Genomic DNA, 18,351 nt, shown 5'->3' with positions numbered 1-18,351 from the left:
GAGGCGTGCCGGGCCGAGGCCCGGCACGCCGTGAAGGAGGTGGCGCGCCCGGCCCAGCCGTGGCCCGCCGGGCGGACACGCGGCGCGTGCGGCGCTACTCGATCGGTACCGGTGGCTCGTCCACCGTCGCCAGCTGTGTGATCTCCGCGTCGGACAGCACGCCCGCGTAGACGCGCAGGTCGTCGAGGCGGCCGGGCAGCGGGTTGCCCCATTCGCCGTTGTCGTGGCGGCGCGAACCGCCGACCATCAGCGGCCCGGCGGGCTGGTAGGTGTCCTCGCTGAGCACACCGTCCTCGTCACCCTGCCGCTGCCCGGAGACGTACAGCTTGATGGAGCTGTTCACCGAGTCGAAGACGGCGACGACGTGCACCCACCCGCCGGGCGCGTTGACCTCGTCGGAGGTGACCGTCGCGGCCGGACCGAGCAGGACGTCCGTCTCGTACCGCCCGAAGTTCCAGTCGCCGACGCTCTGCCCCTCCGGCTGCCGGTACCAGAGGCGGAAGGAGTTCCGTTCGGCGCCCGGGTGGGAGAAGACGGTCGGCGAGTGGGCGATGTTCAGGTTCTCCAGCCTCGACTGCGCGGCCAGGTCGACCCAGCCGGCCAGGGTGTAGCTGCCGGACTCGTCCAGGGGCACGGGCGAGGTGGCCCGCGAGTACTGGGCGGCGTCCAGCTCCAGGACACTGCCGTGGGCGGGGTCGTCGGTGGTGGCGAAGGCCGCGCCCTGTTCGAGGGTCAGGCCGTGGCCCCGGCCGGTGGCGTCGGCCGCGACGGTGCCGGAGGTCTCGTCGAAGCCCCAGTTGGCGAGCAGCGCGGGCTGGGTCTGCCCGGTGGCCGGGTTCTCGGCGTTGGCGATCGCGCCCATCTCGTGGTCGAAGACCACCCGGTTCCAGACCTGGATGTGGTCGAGGTCGCCCTCGAACCACGACGAGTACCGGCCGCTCGCCTTCATCCGGCCGACCTCGAAGGTGCCCTTGGCCGCCCACGGCGTGGTGAACTCGGTGGCCGCCTGGAGCTGTCCGTTGACGTAGAGCCGGATCTGCTTCTTGTTGTGGTCGTAGACGCCCATGACATGGGTCCACGCGCCCACCACGGGCGGCTTCTTGGACTGGGCGCGCACGATCGTCGGCGCGTCGGCGTCGGTGGCGTACCGGTTGAAGACCCAGCGGTCCAGCGACTGCGAGAAGTACAGCTGGAAGGCGCCCGCGCGGGTGCCGCTCTGGGTGGCCACGGTGGAGATGTGGTCCTTGGAGGTCAGCCGTACCCAGCCGCCGACGGCGAAGCTGTTGGTGGTGTCGAGCACGGTGGACGCGGTGACACCGCCCTGTCCTCCGATGTTGGCGGTACGCAGCCCGCCGCCGAGGCGCGCCTTGTCCGTCCAGGTCGTCGACGTCAGGGTGAGCGTGCGGTTGTTGCCGGAGGAGTCCGCGGCGGTCGTCCCACTGCCGTCGTCGAACTTCCAGCTCGCGACCGGGTCGGAGCCCTTGGCCACCCGGAACTGGTAGTCGGCGTGCGGGCTGGCGTTGCCCGCCCCGTCGTACGTCTGCACGCGCAGGGTGTTGGTGAGCCGCTTGTCGGGCGCGGCCTCGATCTCGTACCTGGGGGTGTTGGTGGTGAACGACTTGCTGCCGAGCTTCACGCCGTTGAGCCACCAGTCGTAGCGGCGTACGTCGCCCGCGCCACCCTCGACCTTGAAGCCGGCGGTCATGCCGACGCTGCCCTGCTCCGGGTCGGCGGCGTCACAACTGGTGCCCGCGCACTCCTTGTAGACGGTCGAGGAGACCTTCGGCAGGAGCGGGCCCTTGGAGTCCACCGTGAAGTAGCAGTAGCCCGACCACGGCCCGTAGAGGGAGTGGGTGTCGCCCTTCCAGGTGTACTTGTACTCGGTGCGGGCGCGGAACTTGTACGTGACCTTCTCGTCCAGGGTCGCGGTGACGGAGGTGCCGGCCGTGCCGCTGTCCGTCCAGGTGGTCGGCTTCAGCGAGGTCGCCGTGGTCGCGCTGCCCCTGTAGAGCTCGAAGTGGGGGCGCAGCGAGGCGTTGGAGGCGTCGCTGGACGTTGGGGTCGCGGTCAGCCGGGGCGTGGCGTCCCGGATCTGCGCGGGTGCCGAGGAGGCCGAGCAGGCGATCTTCGGGTCGGACATCTTCACCGACGACGGCTTGCTGTTCGGCGGGGTGACGTAGGTGATGGACAGCCGGGGCTTGCGCGCGGCGGTGGCCTCCGGGTCCAGCGGCGACATGAACTGCTTCCAGGCGATCGGGTCGCCCTCGTCGGCGCGCAGCCCGAGCGTGGTCAGCGTGTCCTTGGCCTTGGCGGTGTACGCGACGGCGGCGGTGGCGTCGAACTCGATGTCACCGTCCTTGCACTCCACGGAGTGGCCCTTGGCGGCGGAGACCGTGTCGACCTTCGCGTGCCACTTCAGCGACCGCTCCTGCGAGTTCCAGGTGGTGGACGAGGAGATCTGGCTGGTGCGGTACAGGTGGACGTCGCGCTTGTCGCAGTTGGCCGACCAGATCGCGTACGCCGTGAAGGTGGCGTCGAGGATCTTCTTGCCGGCCGCCCTGCGGGTGTCGAACTGGAACAGCGAGCGGGACTTCTTGTTGTCCACGAACGCGTCATAGCCCACGCCGAGGGCGTGCTTGGTCTTCCAGAAGCTGGTGCCCGGCGAGTTGGACCACAGCGCCGTCCAGCCCGTCAGGGTCGCCTTGACCGCGGGCGGGTCGATGACCACCGGGTAGGTGGTGTCCCGGTCGGTCAGGAAGTCCTGGTCGGGGACGACGGTCAGGGTGCCGTCGGTGACGGCCGTGTCCATGACGGCCGTACGGGAGGTGGCGTCGGCGCTGAGCGCGTCGGCGACGGCCTCGGCGGAGCCCGACAACGATGCCGAGGGCGCCACGGCGGCCGAAGAGACCGAGGGAGCCACGGCGGCCGGGGAGGCCGAAGAGGCCGTGCCGGGCGCGGAGTTCTTCCCGGCCGACATGGCCTTCCGCACCGGGGAGTCCGCCGACGGCTTCGCCTCGCTGCCCGCGTCCCACATCAGCGCCGAGCCGCTGGAGACGACCGCGTACCCCGAGGCGTCCACGAACGAGGCGGCCCCGGAGTCGTCCGTGCGCACGGACAGCCCCTCGGTCTCGACGGGGAAACTCACCTTCCGCAGGGCCGGGTCGGTGGCAGCCGCACGGCTGTGGACCACGAGGTGGTACGTGAACCCGTCCGGGTGGGCCTGCACGGCGAGGTCCACGTCGGGCAGCACCGACCGGTACACCGCCGACGAGCCGTCGACCTCCGGCTTCGGCAGCTCCCACGGGGAGGAGACCGCGTACTCCTTGCCCGCCAGCACCATCCGGGCGAGCGGTTCGCCGGTGCCACCGCCGGAGAAGCGGATGTCCTCGGCGGCGCGCGGCGCGAGGGAGCCGTCGGCCCGGGTGACGAGCGTCGTGTCGATGGCGGTCCACTCGCCGTCCTTGCGGACGCGTTCGGGCGAGGTCGCCGTCTCGGCGGTGAAGGTGCCGTCGGGATGGGCGACGACCCTGCTGGTCGACGACGTCAACTCGTCGACGGTGACGGACTTTCCGGAGGCGACGGCCCGCTCGGAGGCGCGTGCCTCGGCCGTGGCGGCCGGCAGCTCGTCGTCCTCCCAGAAGTCCTTGCCCCGTGCCCCGTCGTCGGCCGTGCGGCCGGTGTTCCCCGTCCTGTTCCCCGTGTTCCTGTTCCCCGTGTCCTGGTCCGTGCCCGTCGCGTGCGCCGGAGCGGCTTGTAGCCCGCCGGCCAGCACGAGCACCGCGGACGCGACGGTCATCGCTCCGCGCATGGCTCGACTGCGACTGTGTGGTCGCACTCTTCCCCCGCTTTTTATTTTTTGGTTATTCGTTGGTCGAAGGGAGGGTAACCAGTGTCGTTTTTGTTGACCAAGTGGCGATCAGTGAGGCACATCTCACACAGTGTGCACAGCGGCCCCACAACTCCCCTCCTGACCCTCGTTCAAAAAACCTGAGTTAATCCGGGTAACACCCCAGGTCAGGGCCAGATCCTCCAAGTAAGCGCATACCGACCGATCAGTTTGTCGAAAGGCTCGCGCTCCGCCGAACCCACGAGTAGCGTTCACGCCCGCCCCCCTCCCTGCGGTCCGCACCCGGACCCGAGCCGCGCAAGGAGACCAAGGGATGACCGACCCGTTCTCGTCACCCCCGCACCGAACCCCGCACCCGTCCCCGTCCCCGCAGCATCGCCCGTACCCGCCGCACACCTCGTCCCCCTCGTACTCGTCCCCCTCGTACCAGACCTATCCCCGGGTCCCCCAGGAACCGGAACAGCAGCCGGACCAGGGCGCGCCGCGCCATCCCTCCCCCGGCCACCACAGCGACCTGCGGGTACTGCGCGGCGCCTACCGCTGGCAGCGACGGGTGGCGACACTGACGGCTCTCGGCTACTTCGTGCTGTTCCTCCTGCTGTCCGCGTTCGCCCCCTCGTTCATGACGAGCGAGATCAGCGGCGGACTCTCCACGGGCCTGTTGCTCGGCCTCCTCCAGGTACCGGTGACCTGCCTCGCCATCTGGCTCTACGAGCACACCGCCCGCCTGCGCGTCGACCCGCTGGCCGACCGCATCCGCGAACTGGCGGCGGTCGACGCGAGGCGGAGGGCTGTCCGATGACCGCCACCACCGCCCTCACCACCGCCACCGTCCCCGCGCCCACGGCCGTCCCCTCGACCACGGCCGCGGGACTCGCCGAGTTCAGCGGGTCGGCGCAGGCCATGTCGCTCGTCGGGTTCACGGCGGTCGCCACCATCACGCTCCTCCTGTGCGTGATGACGGGCCCCGACCGGGACGACCTCGACGAGTTCTACACGGGCTACGGCTCGCTCTCCCCGATGCGCAACGGCCTCGCCATCGCCGGCGACTACATCTCGGCGGCGACGGTACTGGGCACCGGCGGCGTGATCGCCCTCTTCGGCTACGACGGCGTCGTCCTCGCCCTGAGCACGGCCCTCTCCCTGATGCTGCTGATGTTCCTGCTGGCCGAACCCCTGCGCAACGCGGGCCGGTTCACCATGGGCGACGCGCTGGCCCGGCGGATGCCCGGCCGCTCCGTCCGCGTCGTCGCCTGTGTGGTCACGATCGCGGCGCTGATGCCGATGATGCTGGTCCAACTCGCGGGCACCGGGGACCTGCTGGCGTTCATCCTCGGCTTCTCCAGCGACAGCCTGAAGACCGGTGTCGTGGTGATCGTCGGCGCGCTGATGATCGGCTACGCGGCGATCGGCGGCATGAAGGGCACCGCCCTCATCCAGATCCTCAAGATCGTGATGCTGCTCGGCTCGGGTGCGCTCGTCGCCGTCCTGATCCTGCACAAGTTCGACTGGAACCCCGGCCTGCTGCTCGACGCGGCGGCCGAGAAGAGCGGTATCGGCACCGGCTACCTCCACTCCGGCCTGCAGTTCTCCAGCGGCCCGCACCCCGAACTCGACATGATCAGCGCCCAGTTGACGGTCGTCCTCGGCGGGGCCTGCCTCCCGCACATCACCATGCGCATGTACACCGCGAACAGCGCCCGCCAGGTCCGTCGCTCACTGTCCTGGGCGGTCCCGTCCGTGGCCCTCTTCGTCCTGATCATCTCGGTGATCGGATTCGGCGCGACGGCGCTGATCGGCCGCGAGGTGATCGCGACGGCCGACCCCCAGGGCAACACGGCCTATCTGCTGGGGTCGATGGCGGCGTTCGGCACGGAGGTGTCCACGGCGGAGACCCTGCTCTTCACCACGGTCACGACGGCCGTCTTCCTGACGCTGCTCGCCTCCGTGGCCGGCATGATCCTCGCCTGCGCCAACTCCCTCGCCCACGACGTCTTCGCGGCCCGCGCCGGCGAACCGCTCACGCCCCGCCGCGAGATGACCGTCGCCAGGCTCTCGGCGTGCGCGGTCGGCGTCACGGCGATCGTCCTCGCCACGATGGTCCAGCACCGCAACCTCCAGCCGCTGGTCACGCTCTCGTTCTGCCTGGGCGCCTCCGCCATCGCGCCCGCCCTGGTCTACGGACTCTTCTGGCGCCGCTACACCCGTACGGGGCTGATGTACACCCTCATCGGCGGCTCCCTCTCGGTCCTGGTCCTCATGACCGGCACCAACCTGGTCTCCGGCTCCCCCCACTCGGCCTTCCCCGGAGCCGACTTCAACTGGTTCCCCTTCACCACCACGGGCCTCGTCTCCATCCCCCTGGGCTTCGCCTTCGGCTGGCTGGGCACCACCCTCTCGGGCCGCCCCAGGGCAGAGGAACAACGCCGCCAGTACGAGGCGGTGGAGGGCTGGATCCTGGCAGGCGCGACACGAAGAGGCGACTGAGCCGCCGGGCACCAGGGGCTTTTCTCAGGGTCGGCCGGATCCCCGGCTGCCCTGAAACCCCCGGGTGCCGGGCGCCCCTTCAGGGGCGCGGGGCTGTGTCGATGTGCGGCTCCGCCGCGTGGGCGCGAGAACCCCCACCCACCCACACCCGACAACGCACCCACCAACGCCGGCGCGCTCCCCCGTCCCCGCCGCCCTACTCCGTCAGAGCCGACAGACTCTCCCGGATGCAGTCCATGTGCGCCCGAACGTCGTCCCACCTCTCCCCGTGCTCCCGCAGCACCCTCTCGGTCTCCCGGGCCACCCACTCCTCGCGCCGCCGCGCCTCCGCCAGCGCCTCCGCGGCCCGCTCCTCCGCCTCCTCCCCCATCCGCGCCACATCGGCCTCCGCCTCGGCGAACCCCCGCTCGGCCGCGGCAAGCTCCGCCTCCGCACGCGCGACCCGTTCGGCCAGCCCCTCGTCGAACGCGGCCTCCCGCTCGGCCACCTCCCGCTCGATCCCGGCCACCCGCTCGTCGTACTCCCTCTGGAGCTCCGCGAGCATCTCCTCCGCCCGCTCCCGCGTCTCCCGCAGCGCGGCCAACGCCTCGCCCCGCCCCTCCTTCACCCCACGCCGGGCCTCGATCCGCAGTTCGTCCGCCTCGGCCTGAGCCGCCAGCAACACCTGCCGGGCCCGCTCCTCGGCCTCGTCCCGCACCTTGTCGGCGTACGCCTGCGCAGCCCCCCGCAGCCGCTGCCCCGCCTCCTCCGCGTCCGCGACGATCCGCCGGGCTTCCTCGCGCCCGCCCTCACGGACGGCCTCGGCCTCCGCGACACCGAGCTCGAACAGTTCCCGCGCCCGCCCGCCGAGCGCCTCGTACGTCTGCGGGGCGAGCCCGGCGACCGTCTCGCGCAGCACGTCGAGGTCCGCGCCCATCTCCCGGGCCAGCACGGTCAGCCGGGCGGCCCGCTCCCAGGCGGCGTCACGGTCCCGGGAGAGGGCCGCCGCGTGGGCGTCGACCTCCTCGGGACGGTAGCCACGCCGTACGACGTCGAACTCGAAGTCATGGGGTGCCGTCGGTGCGCTGCTCATGCTGGGCCCTCTCCGCCGGACGCACACGAAATGATGATTTCGCGCCACATCTTGATGGATCGAACCAAAGGGTTCATAACGCGACACTCCGTGCGAGGTCACGGGAGCGGACAGCCAGACATCCACAGGGCCGCCCCAGCCATCCACAGGGCCCCGCCCCGGACACGCGCGAGGGCCCGGCCCGGATCACCTACGTGTCCGGGCCGGGCCCTCGCATCCCGCGGATGGCGGGCGGCCGACGTGGAACTCAGCCGCGACGGGTCACAGCAACCCGTCCCACATCTCCTCCAACAGCACCGACCACCAGCTCTCCGGCGACGCCAGCGCCGCCGGGTCGAGGGCAGCCAGCTGCGCCTGGAAGTCGACGGTCCACCGGCCCGCCTGCTCCTGGTTGAGACCGAACCGCAGCCGCCACATCCGCCCGAGCAGAGCCAGACAGCGCACGAACTCGGGCAGACCCGTGTTCACGAACTGCGGCGGTACGGGCGCACCGCCCGGCCCCGCCTCCACCGGCACGGCCACGATGTTCGCCGTGCCGTACTGCACACAGAGCTCCTTGCCGAAGTCGCTGCCCATGACGAGGTACGAGCCCGCGTCGGCCGCCGGCTGCACCCCCCGTTCCTGCGCCAGCTCCGCCAGCGTCGGCACCGGACGCCCCGGCTGGGCCTGCGCCCAGAAGAAGGGGCCCATGTCCACCGGCAGCCCGGCGACGACCAGGGTGTGCGCCACGATCGGCGGAACGCCCTGCCGCGACACCGCCTGCTGGTCGAACCGGAACACCCCCGGCCCGAACGCCGCCGCCAGCTCCTGCCCGATCACCTCCGGCGGGACCGGCGGCGCCGGCTGCACCGGCTGCAACGGCGCCCGCACCGGCGCGGGCCGCGCGGGACCGTCCGCGACCTGATGCAACTCGCCCTGGTGAGCGAGGAGTTGGGCCATACCCTGCTGCCGGCTCGCGTGGTCCTTGCCGTACGGGGCGATGGAGGTGATGCGCGCGTTCGGCCACTGCTCACGGATCATCCGCGCGCAGTACGCCCCGGGCAGCTCGCACGACTCCAGCTCGGTGTGCAGCTCCAGCACGGCCTCCGGCGGGATGTTCATCCCGCGCAGCTCATGGAAGATCTGCCACTCCGGGTGCGGCGTGCCCGGCGCGGAACGCCGGATCACCTGCTGCTCGGACCCGTCCGGCGCCCGGAAGCGCAGGACGGCCTGGTAGCCGGGGCCCACGGTCGGCTGCCCGCCGGGCGGCTGCGGATAGCCGTACGCCGGCGGGGCGCCCATCGGCGGCCCCGGCTGACCGGGCATCCCATGGGGAGCACCCGGCGGCATCCCGGGCGGACCGGGCGGCTGCGGAGCCCCGGGACCACCGAGCGGCGGCCCGGCCAGCATCGTCTCGGCGTGGTGCACGGGACCGGGGGCACCCGGCGGTGTCCCCGGAGCCCCGGGGGCACCCGGACCGCCCACGGCGGGCCCGGCCAGCATCGTCGCCGCATGGTGCACACCACCGGCGGGCGTACCACCGGGCGGATTCGGCGCACCAGGAGCACCGGGCGCACCCGGGGCGCCGGGAGCGTGCGGAGTGCCCGGCTGGCCCGGAGCCCCAGGGGGCCCCGGCGGCAGCGGCGCGCCCGGCCCGCCCACGGCGGGCCCGGCCAGCATCGTCGCCGCGTGATGCACACCACCGGCGGGCGTACCACCGGGCGGATTCGGCGCACCGGGCGCACCCGGCTGACCGGGAGCCCCCGGGCCCCCCGGACCGTCCGGCCCGAGGGCGGAGACCAGTTGGGTCGGCACGTACCCGCCCGCCGGGGTGCCCGGAAGACCGGGACCGGACTGCGGCGCAGGCGTGGCGCCCGGACGCGCACCCGGCGTGCCGGGGGTCCCGGGCGGAGCCGGAGGCGGCGGCGCACCGGCCGCACCGCCCCGGCGCGGCGGCGGCGCGGCCTTGCTGGTGGCGGCGTCGGCGATGTCACCGGCGTGCGGCGCGAGCGAGGGCCCCGGAGGGGGCGTACCGGGCCCCTGCGGACCGGGTCCCTGCGGATAGCCGTACGACTGCGGCGCACCCGGCGGCGGGGTCCCCGGGCCGGACGGAGACTGCTGCGACGGCTGCGCGGGGCCGCCCGGTGCGCCCGAGTCGGCACCAGGGACACCGAAGGCCGGCGCCACCGTCGTACGTGGGAGCTGGCTGCCGCCGGAGATCAACGCCGTCCTGGCCTCCGGCAGCGCACTGGGCGGCGGGGCGCCGTCCGCGTCGCTCACCTCGGACAGCTGGGGCGCGAACACGGTGTCCGGCAACGGCACCGAACGGTCGTCCTCGGCTCCGGCGTTGGTGTCCGTACCCGCCCACGGGGTCGCCCCGTCGGGCACCGCGTCGTGCGGCTCGGCGTCCCTCGGCGGCACCGCGTCCCGCACCTCGTCGTCCGCCGACGCCGCGGCCGGCCACGGCGTGGCGTCGGCGGGCGCGTCGGACACCCCCCGGCCGGCCGAGGGCGACTGGCCGACCGGCCCCGCCATCGTCTCGGGCAGCGAACCACCGCTCCCGGACACCCCGTTGGCACCCGGGACACCGGAACCACCCGCACCTGAACCGGAATCGACGGCACCCGCGCCAGCGGCCGCAGGACGGGACCCGCCACCATCGGACGCACCCGCACCGGAGTTGGCCCCGGAGCCGACCCCCGAACCCGCACCGGTGCGGTGGTCCGGAATCCCCATCCGGTCCGCCGCGTCCTGCAACCACTCCGGCGGAGTCAGCAGGAACGACGTCTGGTTCAGGTCCACCCGGGCCGCAGGCGCCGGCGCGGCGGCCGGAGCGGCCTCCCTACGGCCGTACTCCTCCTCGAACCGGCGGATCACCTCACCCACCGGCAGCGAAGGCCACAGCGTGGCCTCCCCGCTGTCCCGGGCGATCACCAGCCGCTGCGCGCCACCGTCGGAACGCGGGCCGTCCGCCCGGTCCTCCGCCCACACCACGAACCCGAGCTCGAACTCCCGGACCCGCACCTCACGGTGCTGGTAGCCCGGCAGATCACCGTTGATCCACTCCTCGGCGCGCTCCTGCGCCTGAGCGAACGTCACCATCGAAAACTCACTCCCCCGCGACCGGCACGGCACGCGCGAAGCCACCGTCCACCATCAGGTTGGCCACCGTCTCCAGTTCCGGCGGATTGCCCGCCAGCCGGGACAGGAACGCGTCGAAGTCCTCACCGGCGGGGAGCAGCAACCGCTCCACCCGCGCGGCCGGCGGCCACGACGGATCGACATCACGGGCGTCGTCGTAGGCGCAGAACCAGACCGACCCGATCCGGTCGCCCTTCACCTTCACCGCGAGGATCCCGCCCTGCGCGAACGCCACGGCCAGATAGTCCTTGGTGAGATGGTCCCGCAGACACTTGTTGACGTACACCAGGTCGTTGACCGCGGCCTCGTCCCGCACCGTGAAGAACGGCTGGTCCACCAGCAGCCCCAACTCCGCGTCCAGCGCCGCCCCCACGGGAGCGCAACCGCCCGCCGCCTTCAGGAACGACCGGTACGCGCCCGGCAACCGGTACCCGAGATCCTCCTCGACGCCCTGCACCTGCGTCTCGGTCACCGCCACCGCCGACGACTTCGGCAGCCCGAAGTGCGCCGGCCTGGTCTCCTGCAACGGCCGCGTACCACGCTTGTGCTGGTCGACGCGGGCCGTCGCGATACCACCGTGGTGCCGCAGCAGCGCCTTCACCTCGACCGGCACCAGCTCCAGCCGCCGGCCACCCGGCGCGTGATGCCACGTCCAGCCGTGCGGCGTCGCCACCGGCGGGATCGTGTCCCACAGTTCGTGCCCGGACGCCGCCAGCGCCGCGTTCGCGGACACATAGTCCGTCAACCGCAGCTCGTCCACGCCGAAGCCCTCCGGGGGATCGGCGATCTCCGCCGCGGCACGCGCGTAGGGCGAGAAGTCCGGATAGCCGTGCGCGTCAACACGGACACCCCTCGGGTGACGCGCCGCCCGGACCGGGTCCGGAAACTGCACGACCTGCCCGGCGTAGGCCGCGTTCGGCGGCGCGGCTTGCTGCCCGAGCCGACCTGTCGTCATGGCGGTAGCCCCCTGCGGCGTTCTGTGAGACCTGTACTGGCTGCGTTGTTGCTGTGTCGTACTGCTCTCCGACAGCAGAAAAGGCCCTGGTACGGCCTGTTCTGTCCGCCCTCGATCGCAAGACCGAACGGATCGCGGTTGTCGACAGCCTAAGCGGTACGGCGACGGCGGTCATCGGGCCTCCGCTTCCGTGACCAGCCGTCACACCACCCTCACGCAACGCCGAAGAACGGGCGTGTCGTCCCGCCCCAGCTTCCGCACCGGCCACGCCGTTTGGCACTCTGTGTCCCCTGGCGGGGGATGCAATAGGAGGGGATCACGATCATGAGCGCGACGCAGGCGGGACCATCGGGCGACCCCCGCATCGGCTGGAGCACCGCGGAACAGCCGCACGCCCCCGCCCTCCTCCACCGCCGCGACGGCATCCTGCCGACCGTGGCCGCCGCCCTCTCCGTACGCGGCGAGACCCTCACCGGCACCGCCGCCCGCGGCGACCACGCGCCGCCCCTGCACCCCCTGGTCCAGGAGTTCCTCGACTCCCTCGCCACCGACCGGCGCGACCGCTTCACCGGCCGCTGCGCCGAGGCCATCCTCATCTCCCGCCACATCACCGGCGCCGACGCGGCCCGCAGCAAGCGCGCCGCCCGCAGACCCATGTCCAACGGCGAAGCCCGCAAGGCCCTCAAGCAGGCCAAGCTCACCACCCGCCACATCCGCGAGGACGGCGACCCCCTGCACGGCGCGTTCGCCACACCCTGCCGCTCCTGCGCGGCCCTCAGCGCCCACTTCGGCGTCCGCATCGTGGACCCGACCCAGGAGCCCTAGGAACCCGGCACCGCGAAGATCGCGTCAGAACACGACAAGGGCGCGAAACCCGGGCACGAACGGCCACCGCGGCCCGCACCCCACGAACCACCGACGAACAAAGGGCAGATGCACACAGACCGCACCTCCACCACGCGCTTCTCCGTCCCCGTCGACGCCGCCCTGCGCGCCGCCGGATGGCAGCCGGGCCGCTGGGACATAAAGCAGGCCGAGATCTGGGCCGACACCCTGCGCGAGCACACCTCCCCCGCCGGCCACCGCCACGCGGTCTTCCCGGCCGCGGTCGAGGCCTGGGCCGAGTTCGGCGGCCTCCGCCTCACCGCCCAGGGACCCGGCCGCCGACTCGCCCCCGCCGACCTGCACCTCGACCCGCTGCACGGCCTCCACATGGCCCGCACGCTCGGCGACCTCGGCCGCGCCCTCGACACCGAGGTCTGCCCCCTCGGCCACGAGACCGCCACCCGCGCCCTCGTCGCCATCGACACCGAGGGCCGCACCTACGCCCTCGACCACACCGGCGACTGGTACCTGGGCCCGACCATCGACACAGCCCTCACCACCCTCCTCACCGGCACGACCCCCACCCGCCTGACAGCAAGCTGAACCCGCGGGCCGTCGTACATAGCTGCGGGCAATCGTGCCGCTGGGGCGATGGGGGCACCTCCCGCTCGAGCGAAGCCGAGAGTGGGGGAGGGTGGGCGCAGCGGCACCTCGTCACCGCCGAGCCGCGGAACCCACCCCCGCCCCACCACAGCCGCCGGGCGCCCTGAGCACCCCCGGGCGCCCACAACCCCCGGCACCCAGCTCCACCCACCCCCTACGCCGCAGGAATCACCGCGGACACCCGAAACCCCCCGGCATCCGTAGGCCCGGACACGAACACACCCCCCAGCTCGGCCACCCGCTCCTTCATCCCCAGCAACCCGTTCCCCCCACTGGGCAACCGCGCCGCCCCCGCCGCCCCCGGCTCCGGCGGCGGCCCGTTCTCCACCTGCATCGCGATCTCCGCCGCCCGATGCGCCAGCCGCACCCGCGTCTTCGCCCCCGCCGCGTGCTTGTGGACGTTCGTCAACGCCTCCTGCACCACCCGGTACGCCGTCTGCTCGACCTCCGCCGCATACACCCGCACCTCCCCCTCCACCGACAACTCGACGACCATCCCCGCGGCCGCCGACTGCCCCACCAGCACCTCCAGCTCCGCCAGACTGGGCCCCTCCGCCGCCTCGCTCTCGGCCCGCGAAGCCGCCGCCGCGGCAGCCGCCCCCACCGCCGCCAAAGGCACCGGCGCGGGCGCCGCCCCGGACGCGGACGCCGACCCCGGCCGCACCCGCGCCATCGACGAGAACCCCTCCCCCGACCGCAACACCCCGAGCATCTCCCGCAACTCGGTCAAGGCCTGCCGCCCCATGTCCCCCACCAGCGCCGCGTTCCGCACGGCCTTCTCCGGATCCTTCCGCGCGACGGCCTGGAGAGCGGCCGCGTGCACGACCATCAACGACACCCGGTGCGCCACGACGTCATGCATCTCCCGCGCGATCCGGGTCCGCTCCTCCCCCCGAGCCCACTCGGCCCGCTCCTCCGCGCGCTCCGCGAGCAGCTGCAACTCCCGCTCCAGCGAATCCGCCCGCTCCCGCAGACTCTCCATCAACCGCCGCCGCGCCCCGACGTACAGCCCCAGCAGCACCGGCGGCGCGGTCAGCCCGATCGCCATCGTCGACGCGAGAAACACGGCGAACGCGTCCCCGCCGCCGACCGCCCCGTCCCCCTGCAGATTGCTCCGGGTCGCCTCGACGAACCACACGATGAACACACCCGCGAACGCCATCCCCGACAACGCCCCGATGATCCGCCTCGGCGCCTCCGACGCCGCCAGCGTGTACAGCCCGACGAGCCCCATCAGATAGCCCATCTGGGCGGGCGCCACGGCGATGAAGACCAGCACGACGGCGACGGGCCACAGCCGCCGCACCAGCAGCACGGAGCCGGCCAGCGCGCCGAACAGCACGCCGACGGCCTCCGGCAGGGCGGCGTTACGGGCGAACTCGACGCCCTCGATCGAACACTCGACCGCCGACATCAGCGCCAGCCCGCCGTCGAGGACCGCGCTCCGCCACCGGTCCCACCACCACGGTCCGGCCCCGTCCCCCGTCCCGGCCGCGGTGTGGTCTTCCCCCGTCGTGGTCATACACCCAAGCCTACGTTCGAGCGCCCCCGCTTTTCCGGCGAGTTTCCCGTAGCGCCCCACACCACGCCCCACCCTCGAACAGAAGCGAAACCACCCACTTTCCCTCGAACTGCTGAATCGCCCACCGTTCGACCCCGGAACCCCTCATTCCGACCGGAGGGTATGCCCATGGCACATCCCCACGGCAAGTACGCCGACTTCGAGGGCCTACGCGACCAGGCCGTGACCCTGCGCCGCCAGGGCTACAGCCTCCGGCAGATCCGCGACGAGCTTCAGGTCCACAACAAGGAGATCCTTCAACGCCTGGTCGAGGGCGAACCACCCCCGGAGTGGACGAAGCGCCCCAGGGCCAAAGACGACCTCCGCGAGAAAGCACGAGACCTACGACGACAGGGCTGGACGTACAACCAGATCCAAGCTGAGCTGGGCTGCTCGAAGAGTTCCGTGTCGCTGTGGGTACGGGATCTGCCGACACCAGAGCCGCGCTGCACACCAGAAGAGCACCGCGCACGGATGAATGCGGGGCTTGCGCGACTGCGCGCCGAGCAGGACCGCGAGCGCCAGGAGACCAAGCAGGCCGCAGCAGCCTCGATCGGCGCCCTCTCTGATCGAGAGTTGTTCATCACCGGAGTCGCGCTCTACTGGGCCGAGGGCACCAAGGACAAACCGCACGCCCGGCGAGAAGGCGTCGAGTTCGTCAACAGCGACCCCGGAACGATCAACGTCTTTCTCGCCTGGCTGGATCTCCCAGAAGTCTCCCGCGATCGCCTGAACTGTCGAGTCATGATCCACGAATCAGCAGATGTCGACGCCGCCGAGCACTACTGGGCGGACCTCATCGGGATCAACAGGTCACTGCTCGGCCGGACGCTACTGAAGAAGCACAATCCACAGACAGTCCGAAAGAACGTGGGCGACACGTACCGCGGCTGCCTAGGGATCAGAGTTCGCAAGAGTGCAGAGCTATACCGTCGCATCGAGGGCTCGTGGTACGGCATAGTAGAGGCTGCCACCGCAGCCGATCTAGAAAATCGGACATAGCGGCAATCCCGGGTCGTCTAAGGGCAAGACGTCAGATTTTGGTTCTGATCATGGGGGTTCGACTCCTCCCCCGGGAGCACACTCGGTTCGGGTCCTGACCCCAGCACCGCGGGTCAGGACCCGCTCACATTTCCCCCGCACAACGCCCCGGTATCCTGCGGATGTCAACCCCCACCGCACCCACAGCCGAAGGGCATCCCCGTGAGCGCAACCCGCCCGGCAGCCGTCGTCGTACTCGCAGCGGGTGAGGGCACCCGTATGAAGTCGGCCACACCCAAGGTTCTGCACAGCATCTGCGGCCGCTCCCTGGTGGGCCACGTCCTCGCCGCCGCGCGCGAGCTGGACCCCGAGAACCTGGTCGTCGTCGTGGGGCACGCCCGCGAGAAGGTCACCGCGCACCTCACCGAGGCCGACCCCGGCGTACGCACGGCCGTCCAGGCGGAGCAGAACGGCACGGGGCACGCCGTACGGATGGGCCTGGAGGAGCTGGGCGGCGTCGTCGACGGCACCGTGGTCGTCGTCTGCGGCGACACCCCGCTGCTCACCGGCGCCACCCTCCGGGCCCTGGCCGCCACCCACTCCGCCGACGGCAACGCGGTGACCGTGCTGACCGCCGAGGTCCCGGACGCCACCGGTTACGGCCGCATCGTGCGGGACGGCGCCTCCGGTGCCGTGACGGCCATCGTGGAGCACAAGGACGCCACCGAGTCGCAGCGCGCGATCCGTGAGATCAACTCCGGGGTGTTCGCGTTCGACGGCCAGTTGCTCGCGGACGCCCTCGGGAAGGTCAGGACGGACAACAGCCAGGGCGAGGAGTACCTGACCGACGTCCTCGGGATCCTGCGTGAGGCCGGGCACCGGGTCGGTGCCTCCGTCGCCGGTGACCACCGGGAGATCGCGGGGATCAACAACCGCGTGCAGCTCTCGGAGGCGCGTCGCATCCTGAACGACCGGCTGCTCACGGAGGCCATGCTCGCCGGGGTGACCGTGATCGATCCCGCCACCACCTGGGTCGACGTGACGGTGACGTTCGAGCAGGACTCGGTCGTCCACCCGGGCACCCAGCTCCTGGGGGCCACGCACGTCGCCGAGGGTGCGGAGGTGGGCCCGAACAGCCGGCTGAAGGACACCACGGTGGGGGCGGGCGCGCGCGTGGACAACACGGTGGCGGACGGTGCCGAGGTCGGCCCGCAGGCGAGCGTGGGGCCGTACGCGTACTTGCGGCCCGGTACCCGCCTCGGGCTGAAGTCGAAGATCGGCACGTACGTCGAGACCAAGAACGCGACCATCGGCGAGGGGACGAAGGTCCCGCATCTCTCCTATGTCGGTGACGCGACCATCGGCGAGTACTCGAACATCGGCGCGGCGAGTGTGTTCGTGAACTACGACGGTGAGAACAAACACCACACGACTGTGGGCTCGCACTGCAAGACGGGTTCGGACAACATGTTTGTGGCGCCTGTCACGGTCGGGGACGGTGCGTACACCGCCGCCGGGTCCGTGATCACGAAGGATGTGCCGCCCGGTTCGTTGGCCGTGGCCCGTGGCCAGCAGCGGAATATCGAGGGTTGGGTGGCGCGCAAGCGGCCGGGGAGCGCGTCGGCGAAGGCTGCCGAGGCGGCGTCCCGGGAGGGCGAGAGCGAAAGCTGACTGGAAACAGGTGCGCCAAGGACGTCGTACCGTGATACATGCACACCCGCACCCCAGCTGGCGAGCGGCTTGCGCGCGCCTGGCTGAGAACCTCTGAGGAGACAGTGCTGTGACCGGGATCAAGACGACCGGCGAGAAGAAGATGATGTTCTTCTCCGGCCGCGCCCACCCCGAGCTTGCCGAGGAGATCGCCCAGCAGCTGGGTGTCGGGGTCGTCCCGACGAAGGCCTTCGACTTCGCGAACGGTGAGATCTATGTCCGCTACGAGGAGTCGGCGCGAGGTGCGGACTGCTTCCTGATCCAGAGCCACACGGCTCCGATCAACAAGTGGGTCATGGAGCAGTTGATCATGATCGACGCGCTGAAGCGTGCCTCCGCCCGTTCGATCACCGTCATCGTGCCGTTCTACGGTTACGCGCGGCAGGACAAGAAGCACCGTGGTCGTGAACCGATCTCGGCGCGTCTGATCGCGGATCTGATGAAGACGGCGGGTGCGGACCGGATTCTGGCCGTGGATCTGCACACGGACCAGATCCAGGGTTTCTTCGACGGACCCGTCGATCATCTGTTCGCGTTGCCGCTGCTCGCGGACTATGTGGGCGCGAAGGTGGACCGGGACAAGCTGACGGTGGTCTCGCCGGACGCGGGTCGGGTGCGGGTGGCGGACCGTTGGTGCGACCGTCTGGGTGCGCCGCTGGCCATCGTGCACAAGCGGCGTGACAAGGACGTGGCGAACCAGGTGACCGTCCATGAGGTCGTGGGTGAGGTCAAGGGTCGCGTGTGTGTCCTGGTGGACGACATGATCGACACCGGTGGCACCATCTGCGCGGCGGCGGAGGCGTTGTTCGCGCACGGTGCGGAGGACGTCATCGTGACGGCGACGCACGGTGTGCTGTCGGGTCCGGCGGCCGATCGGTTGAAGAACTCGAAGGTGAGTGAGTTCGTGTTCACCAACTCGCTGCCGACGCCGAGCGAGTTGGAGCTGGACAAGATCACGGTGCTGTCGATCGCGCCGACGATCGCGAGCGCGGTGCGTGAGGTGTTCGAGGACGGTTCGGTGACGAGCCTGTTCGACGAGCAGTAGGGTTCGCCGGCTCTCGCCGTAGATCGTTTTGGGTACGGCCTTCCTCTCCGAGTAGACTGCGGAAGTTGCTCGGCGAGGGAGGCCG

Annotated in this window: 12 protein-coding genes and 1 tRNA gene; 8 read left to right on the top strand and 5 right to left on the bottom strand. The window is 71.5% G+C overall.

Annotation, left to right across the window (positions count from 1 at the left end; all coding sequences use genetic code 11):
* Positions 1-94: 94 nt before the first annotated feature.
* Positions 95-3,796 (bottom strand): LamG-like jellyroll fold domain-containing protein, encoded by a 3,702-nt coding sequence (locus P8T65_RS27730; protein ID WP_316727932.1) that lies wholly within the window; start codon positions 3,794-3,796, stop codon positions 95-97.
* Between the two features lie 364 nt (positions 3,797-4,160).
* On the opposite strand from P8T65_RS27730, the gene P8T65_RS27725 reads away from it, so the two are divergent.
* Together P8T65_RS27725 and P8T65_RS27720 are read left to right on the top strand one after the other, a co-directional pair.
* On the top strand, positions 4,161-4,649 hold the full coding sequence (locus P8T65_RS27725) for a DUF485 domain-containing protein (protein WP_316727931.1): 489 nt from the start codon (positions 4,161-4,163) through the stop codon (positions 4,647-4,649).
* Positions 4,650-4,750: 101 nt separating this feature from the next.
* Positions 4,751-6,334 (top strand): cation acetate symporter, encoded by a 1,584-nt coding sequence (locus P8T65_RS27720; RefSeq protein WP_316731750.1) that lies wholly within the window; start codon positions 4,751-4,753, stop codon positions 6,332-6,334.
* Positions 6,335-6,530: 196 nt separating this feature from the next.
* On the opposite strand, the gene P8T65_RS27715 is transcribed toward P8T65_RS27720, so the two are convergent.
* From P8T65_RS27715 to P8T65_RS27705, 3 genes are all read right to left on the bottom strand, one after another.
* Positions 6,531-7,406 carry a cellulose-binding protein gene (locus P8T65_RS27715; protein WP_316727930.1) on the bottom strand — a complete coding sequence of 292 codons (876 nt, stop codon included), beginning with the start codon at positions 7,404-7,406 and terminating at the stop codon, positions 6,531-6,533.
* 261 nt (positions 7,407-7,667) lie between these two features.
* Positions 7,668-10,487, bottom strand: a complete 2,820-nt coding sequence (locus tag P8T65_RS27710; protein ID WP_316727929.1) for an SUKH-4 family immunity protein — start codon at positions 10,485-10,487, stop codon at positions 7,668-7,670.
* Between the two features lie 7 nt (positions 10,488-10,494).
* The gene (locus P8T65_RS27705; RefSeq protein ID WP_230221146.1) at positions 10,495-11,481 is read right to left on the bottom strand and encodes an SMI1/KNR4 family protein; all 987 of its coding nucleotides are present in this window, start codon (positions 11,479-11,481) and stop codon (positions 10,495-10,497) included.
* Between the two features lie 324 nt (positions 11,482-11,805).
* Here P8T65_RS27705 and P8T65_RS27700 point away from each other — a divergent pair, with 324 nt between their 5' ends.
* Together P8T65_RS27700 and P8T65_RS27695 are read left to right on the top strand one after the other, a co-directional pair.
* Positions 11,806-12,306: a YwqJ-related putative deaminase gene (locus P8T65_RS27700; protein WP_184893165.1), complete on the top strand. Its 501-nt coding sequence runs from the start codon at positions 11,806-11,808 to the stop codon at positions 12,304-12,306.
* Positions 12,307-12,414: 108 nt separating this feature from the next.
* Complete coding sequence (locus P8T65_RS27695) at positions 12,415-12,909, top strand: SUKH-3 domain-containing protein (RefSeq protein WP_184893163.1); 495 nt, start codon at positions 12,415-12,417, stop codon at positions 12,907-12,909.
* Positions 12,910-13,123: 214 nt separating this feature from the next.
* On the opposite strand, the gene P8T65_RS27690 is transcribed toward P8T65_RS27695, so the two are convergent.
* Positions 13,124-14,491, bottom strand: coding sequence for a histidine kinase (locus tag P8T65_RS27690; RefSeq protein WP_316727928.1), 1,368 nt, complete (start codon positions 14,489-14,491; stop codon positions 13,124-13,126).
* Positions 14,492-14,659: 168 nt separating this feature from the next.
* On the opposite strand from P8T65_RS27690, the gene P8T65_RS27685 reads away from it, so the two are divergent.
* The 4 genes from P8T65_RS27685 to P8T65_RS27670 all read left to right on the top strand — a co-directional run bounded on the left by P8T65_RS27685 (position 14,660) and on the right by P8T65_RS27670 (position 18,266).
* Positions 14,660-15,532, top strand: coding sequence for a hypothetical protein (locus tag P8T65_RS27685; protein WP_316727927.1), 873 nt, complete (start codon positions 14,660-14,662; stop codon positions 15,530-15,532).
* A 6-nt stretch (positions 15,533-15,538) separates the two neighbouring features.
* A tRNA-Gln gene (locus P8T65_RS27680) sits at positions 15,539-15,609 on the top strand.
* 124 nt (positions 15,610-15,733) lie between these two features.
* On the top strand, positions 15,734-17,182 hold the full coding sequence (gene glmU / locus P8T65_RS27675) for a bifunctional UDP-N-acetylglucosamine diphosphorylase/glucosamine-1-phosphate N-acetyltransferase GlmU (protein WP_316727926.1): 1,449 nt from the start codon (positions 15,734-15,736) through the stop codon (positions 17,180-17,182).
* A 109-nt stretch (positions 17,183-17,291) separates the two neighbouring features.
* Positions 17,292-18,266 carry a ribose-phosphate diphosphokinase gene (locus P8T65_RS27670; RefSeq protein WP_230221154.1) on the top strand — a complete coding sequence of 325 codons (975 nt, stop codon included), beginning with the start codon at positions 17,292-17,294 and terminating at the stop codon, positions 18,264-18,266.
* The last annotated feature ends 85 nt before the right edge of the window (positions 18,267-18,351 follow it).

Origin of the sequence: Streptomyces sp. 11x1, from assembly GCF_032598905.1 — a bacterium.
Classification (GTDB): Bacteria; Actinomycetota; Actinomycetes; order Streptomycetales; family Streptomycetaceae; genus Streptomyces.
The sequence above is the reverse complement of the archived record's forward strand: the minus strand, read 5'-3'. Positions and strand labels throughout refer to the sequence as shown.

Excerpts from the sequence above, each read along its gene's own strand:
- P8T65_RS27730 (WP_316727932.1), bottom strand. The coding sequence starts at position 3,796 with ATGACCGTCGCGTCCGCGGTGCTCGTGCTGGCCGGCGGGCTACAAGCC.
- P8T65_RS27725 (WP_316727931.1), top strand. The coding sequence starts at position 4,161 with ATGACCGACCCGTTCTCGTCACCCCCGCACCGAACCCCGCACCCGTCC.
- P8T65_RS27720 (WP_316731750.1), top strand. The coding sequence starts at position 4,751 with ATGTCGCTCGTCGGGTTCACGGCGGTCGCCACCATCACGCTCCTCCTG.
- P8T65_RS27715 (WP_316727930.1), bottom strand. The coding sequence starts at position 7,406 with ATGAGCAGCGCACCGACGGCACCCCATGACTTCGAGTTCGACGTCGTA.
- P8T65_RS27710 (WP_316727929.1), bottom strand. The coding sequence starts at position 10,487 with ATGGTGACGTTCGCTCAGGCGCAGGAGCGCGCCGAGGAGTGGATCAAC.
- P8T65_RS27705 (WP_230221146.1), bottom strand. The coding sequence starts at position 11,481 with ATGACGACAGGTCGGCTCGGGCAGCAAGCCGCGCCGCCGAACGCGGCC.
- P8T65_RS27700 (WP_184893165.1), top strand. The coding sequence starts at position 11,806 with ATGAGCGCGACGCAGGCGGGACCATCGGGCGACCCCCGCATCGGCTGG.
- P8T65_RS27695 (WP_184893163.1), top strand. The coding sequence starts at position 12,415 with ATGCACACAGACCGCACCTCCACCACGCGCTTCTCCGTCCCCGTCGAC.
- P8T65_RS27690 (WP_316727928.1), bottom strand. The coding sequence starts at position 14,491 with ATGACCACGACGGGGGAAGACCACACCGCGGCCGGGACGGGGGACGGG.
- P8T65_RS27685 (WP_316727927.1), top strand. The coding sequence starts at position 14,660 with ATGGCACATCCCCACGGCAAGTACGCCGACTTCGAGGGCCTACGCGAC.